Source organism: Paenisporosarcina sp. P5_A11 (assembly GCF_056400705.1).
The window spans coordinates 1-5,093 of the sequence record NZ_JBFUKT010000208.1 but is presented as its reverse complement, the minus strand read 5'-3'; the positions used below and the strand labels follow the sequence as shown (position 1 = coordinate 5,093).

3 protein-coding genes are annotated in these 5,093 nt (G+C 31.6%); 1 reads left to right on the top strand and 2 read right to left on the bottom strand.

Annotated elements, in window-relative coordinates:
- The first annotated feature begins 378 nt into the window (after positions 1 to 378).
- Positions 379 to 1,854: a protein adenylyltransferase SelO gene (locus AC1DOS_RS17775; RefSeq protein ID WP_477538572.1), complete on the top strand. Its 1,476-nt coding sequence runs from the start codon at positions 379 to 381 to the stop codon at positions 1,852 to 1,854.
- Between the two features lie 304 nt (positions 1,855 to 2,158).
- Here AC1DOS_RS17775 and AC1DOS_RS17770 read toward each other — a convergent pair whose 3' ends face one another.
- Entirely contained in the window at positions 2,159 to 3,181 is a 1,023-nt protein-coding gene (locus AC1DOS_RS17770) for a reverse transcriptase family protein (protein ID WP_477538571.1), read from the bottom strand.
- Positions 3,182 to 3,451: 270 nt separating this feature from the next.
- Positions 3,452 to 5,093 (bottom strand): retron Eco8 family effector endonuclease (locus AC1DOS_RS17765; protein WP_477538570.1); only part of this gene is annotated, 1,642 nt, incomplete at its 5' end.

The following is a 5,093-nucleotide window of genomic DNA, read 5'->3' as shown; positions in this document are numbered from 1 at the left end:
GCATAGTCTTTTTATTTTTGACTCATTTAATGAAAAATTCATGGGTTGATCCTTCCTGAAGCTCATGGTTGATTGGAGAAATCAAGTTAATGTCTAGGTGTTTTCCCTATTATCTCGAACTGAGGTTTTCGTTACAAGCATCCTGCCACAGGATGTTGAATTCCACTGCTCACTTTCATGTTTTTAGTTCTTACGTCTCTGATTTTAGTACATACTTAGAAAATGGTTATAGGACGAAATCTATGTGTTAGAAGGGTATAATAAAATGGAAGAAGTAAACATTAAACAAGATGCCTTTTTATATAGAAAGTAAATAACAAAAAATATCATAAGTGAAAAAAAAAAATTCAAAAAGACATTAGAAGWAAAGGTGATAACATGACAGAGGAAAAAGCAATGTTAGAAACAGGATGGAACTTTGACAACAGTTACGCTCGTCTGCCGAATGCATTTTTCACTAGCTTCACTCCAGACGCTGTGCGCTCACCGGAGTTGATTATTTTTAATTCTCCATTGGCAAAGACTTTAGGGCTGAATGGCGATGCACTGAAAACCAAATACGGTATAGCGGAACTTGCTGGCAACAGAATTCCTAAAGGCGCAGCACCTCTTGCTCAAGCTTACGCAGGGCACCAATTCGGGAATTTCAACATGTTAGGGGATGGTCGGGCTCTACTTCTAGGAGAGCAGATTACTCCTCAAGGTGAGCGGTTTGATATTCAGTTCAAAGGTTCAGGTAGAACTCCTTACTCCCGCGGTGGCGATGGTAGAGCGGGACTCGGACCGATGCTACGCGAATACATTATCAGTGAAGCCATGCATGCGCTTGGTATTCCTACAACTCGGAGCCTAGCAGTGGTAACCACCGGTGAAACAGTACACCGTGAAACAGAATTACAAGGTGCAATTCTGACCCGTGTTGCTGCCAGTCACATCCGTGTCGGTACTTTTCAATACGCTGCAAACTTTGGCTCAATTGAGGAACTTAAAGAACTGGCTGACTACACAATACAACGCCATTATCCTGAAGTTGAAGCTGATGAGAATCGATATTTATCGTTCCTTCAAGAAGTAATCAAACGTCAAGCTTCGCTGATTGCTAAATGGCAATTGGTTGGCTTTATCCACGGGGTGATGAACACCGACAACATGACCATTAGCGGAGAAACCATTGATTATGGTCCTTGCGCATTTATGGATACCTATGATCCAGCAACTGTATTCAGTTCCATTGACCAGCAAGGCCGCTATGCCTATGGAAATCAGCCGTATATTGGTGGGTGGAATCTTGCACGATTTGCAGAAACTCTATTACCGCTAATACATGATGATCAGAATGAAGCGATCAAAATGGCCACAGAAGCGATTGGAGAATTTAATAACTTCTATCACGCGAATTGGTTTGCAGGAATGAGGGCAAAACTCGGAATTTTTAACGAAGAAGAACAAGATGAATCCATTATTGAAGACCTCTTGAATATGATGCAGATGTATAGCGCGGATTATACCAATACCTTCCGTGAACTCACGTTTGAAACTCGGGAAGATACGGATTTGTTTAACAGCGAAGAATTTACGCAGTGGAGTGAGAAATGGCAAGCGAGACTTAGCAGACAGCAGGAATCAAAAGTAGACTCTCTTCAGTTGATGCAGGATTCAAACCCTGCGGTTATTCCTCGTAATCATCGGGTGGAAGAAGCACTTGAAGCAGCAGTTGAACAGGGAGATTATAGTGTAATGGACAGATTGCTTGAAGTTCTTTCAAATCCTTTTGCGCATTCACAAGAACAGACGGATTTCTGCACGGTGCCTGCTGAATCATCAGGTTCATATCGTACCTTTTGTGGGACATGATATACAGATAATTATTAGTTTGACTGATAAGTTTTTTTGAGTCTAACATCTTTTAGTTGGAACACGAACTTTATTTTTTGATATTATAAACAATTATAAAGCTATTTGAAATTCATGTTAAACAAAAGTTCAAAAATAAAAGCGGTCGAAGATGAAATATCGACCGCTTAAAATAATATAAAAAGGATTGTTAATACTTTCGTTGGAAAATCTGAATTAATATATCTTGAAGAAATTTTAGAAGCCTCATAACTATCTTTCGTTTTCAGAAAATTTTCTTACTAACTTAAAATATTCTTTAATATCATATAATTAAATCTAAAATATTTTCAATCTTATTAATTTTTCGTAATATTTTCTTCTCAGCTTTTGTTAGGTTTTCCGGTAAGGTCCCAATACTATCGAAAGGTAATAATCCTAATAAAAAAGAACGATAACCGGCTAAGTAATTCTGAAGCCACTTTAATTCAATAGTTTGATCTTCCTCTAACTTAAAATGCTCTTTTAAAACCAAAATAAAATCCTCGATTGTTTTACTCTTAGTATTGTTATAGCAATAAATTAGAGCAGTTACAAATGCAGTTTTCTTTCTAGATAATCTTATTTCACTACTAATAACAAAACCATTTAAAGAAATTTCATTTAATGATTTAATGATTTTATTATTATTTAATAAAAAACCTTCAGATTTTAATATTTTAACGATTCCATTATGAAATATATTCTTATGTAAAAAAAAATTATCAGAGGAAAATAGCATATCATCAACATATCGAGAGTATACGATACCAAATTTATTACAATATCTTGCTATCCGTATATCTAATTGTCTAAAAATAATATTGGACAAAACTGGAGATGTTACGGCCCCTTGTGGAAGTCGTCCATTTAAAGTAACTGACTCTATAATAAAATCAATTAGTTTTTCATCGTCATTCACATTAATATCATCTATATAATATTGCAATACTTTCTTAAGTTTCTCTGTTTTGATACTTCCGAAAWAGTCTTTAATATCTAATCTTAGGAAACATTTCTTGTTTTTGTGAGGCTTTAAATATTCTAAATAAGATTTTTTTTTAATATAGCCAAAGGCATGATTAGAAAGTGGAATATAATCCAAAAAATTATTTTTTAATTGTTGCTGTAACCTGTATAGTAAATGATCATTTTTGATGCATTGTAAAGTACGTTGTGTATTATTTTTTTTGAAAATTTTTTTAGTATAATATGCATTGGGAATCGACTTTATAAATTGTCCATCATATTCTTTGATACTACCTCGAAGAATTTTGTTTTCAAACTTATTTAAATTTTCTATATGCATTCCAAAACTCTCCTATGTAACACAACTTATGGGTAAGTACATCTCAAAACATCGAATTTACACATGCGCAAAATTGCGGATAATATATAATAGCAGGCTTAAAACCATGGATTTTTCTCTCTTAACCCGCAAATGAAACGTTACAAAAGGGCTTTAATCTTTTGAAAAACGAGGGAATAAATTATTACTGTTTCTTCATGGCATCTATAGTCTTTTTAATTTCATTGACTACATATGAATTTACTACTTACCCATAACTTATGGAATATATTACACCATTTGCTCTAAGCATACAATTACTTTTCCTAACTCTGGGAATTCAGAGATAAATCTTTTTCGATTTAAGTAGATGTTACTGTTTCTTTGGAACATTCTATCTCTCTCAAAATACCAATCAATAAATAATGTTACCCACCCCCCTGTTTTACCATCGAAATTCAAATTCGATTTTTTTAAATCATTACGAATCTTTTTTATATCCTCAAACGTTGTGATAAAAGTCTTATAATTTGTTAAATTCTTTTTCGATTTTTGTTTCTCTCCACTTAACCAATCTGCTTTTCCGAAAAAAATTAATCTAAGAAAACTTGTTTTTTGAATGTCAGAAGTGAGAGTATCATAGATTTCTTTAAATTTTGTTTTATCCCAATTAGATTGAAAGATCCATTCATAAAAAATTTCATAATTTTTTACGTTAATAATACTTCCTTCAATTGTTGTTTCGAGGGGGAAAAAATTATACTTTCTAAAATAATTTTGAATGAGACTTATTAACACTGATCTATTAAAATCTTCTTTTAAGCATAAACCACTTAAATCAATGTTATATTCTGTTGAATCTATTTTATTTTGTATTATCTTTCTAGTATTAAAGGTACTGCTAAATTTTTTACCATAAGTGTATTTTTCTCTGTCAATTAATTTAGTGTTTTTTAATACATTTAAATAATCACTTCCTGTAATACTAAATTTCTTTTTTTCAGGGACATAATTAAGTATTTTATCCAAGTCTAACAATACTAAGTATTTAATTTTAGACTTTCGATCATAAGGATTTACCAATTGTAACTTATCATTTTTTCCATCAAAAGAATAAATATCTACATGAGATAATTTTGGAAAAAGAGATTGTATATTTTTATTTCTAAATAATTCTAATTCGGTTTCGCCTTCGACAAACAAACATACCTCCGAAAAAAATAAAGTTGCTTCGTTATCTGATAAGTTTTTGTATTTCTTTTGTCTAAAGCCATTAATTTTATTTATGTAAGTTCTATTTAATAATCTATTATTAGTGACGAGATAAATATTGTGATTTTCATTTTCCAGAATTATGTTTTTAGTAAAAGCGGGCGAATGTGTTGCAAAAATCCATTTTGTATTCTGGTAATTATTTTTTTCTTTAATACCCTTGATGAATTCTTCTATTTTTTTTATATGTAAATGTAACTCTGGTTCATCCAACATAATTAGAGGGGTTGCTAAATATTTATACTCGAAAAGTCTTAGGATTAAATTAATATATAAATTGATATAGGTATAACTATTCATCCCATAAGATCCACTCTGGAGTGTATGTGAATCATAATTAAATGATTTCCCTCCAAGTTGCAATTGAATTATCTGACTGATTTTTTCGAAAATATTTGTCTTGTTTATCTTTACTTCCGATTTATCAAATACATCTAATATTACATCTATAACTTCTTGATAATTATCATGAATATTATTATTTTCTTCAAATATCCCTTTTAAACTTTCAGTAATATTGACTTTTTGTCTAAATGGCGCAATTGAACCTATTACTCCCCAAATTGATTCCCAATTATATAAATCAATATTTCTTGATTCTAAATAAAATATAGGAAATCTAACTGCGATGAAAGATCTGAATTCATAGTCCTTAATATTC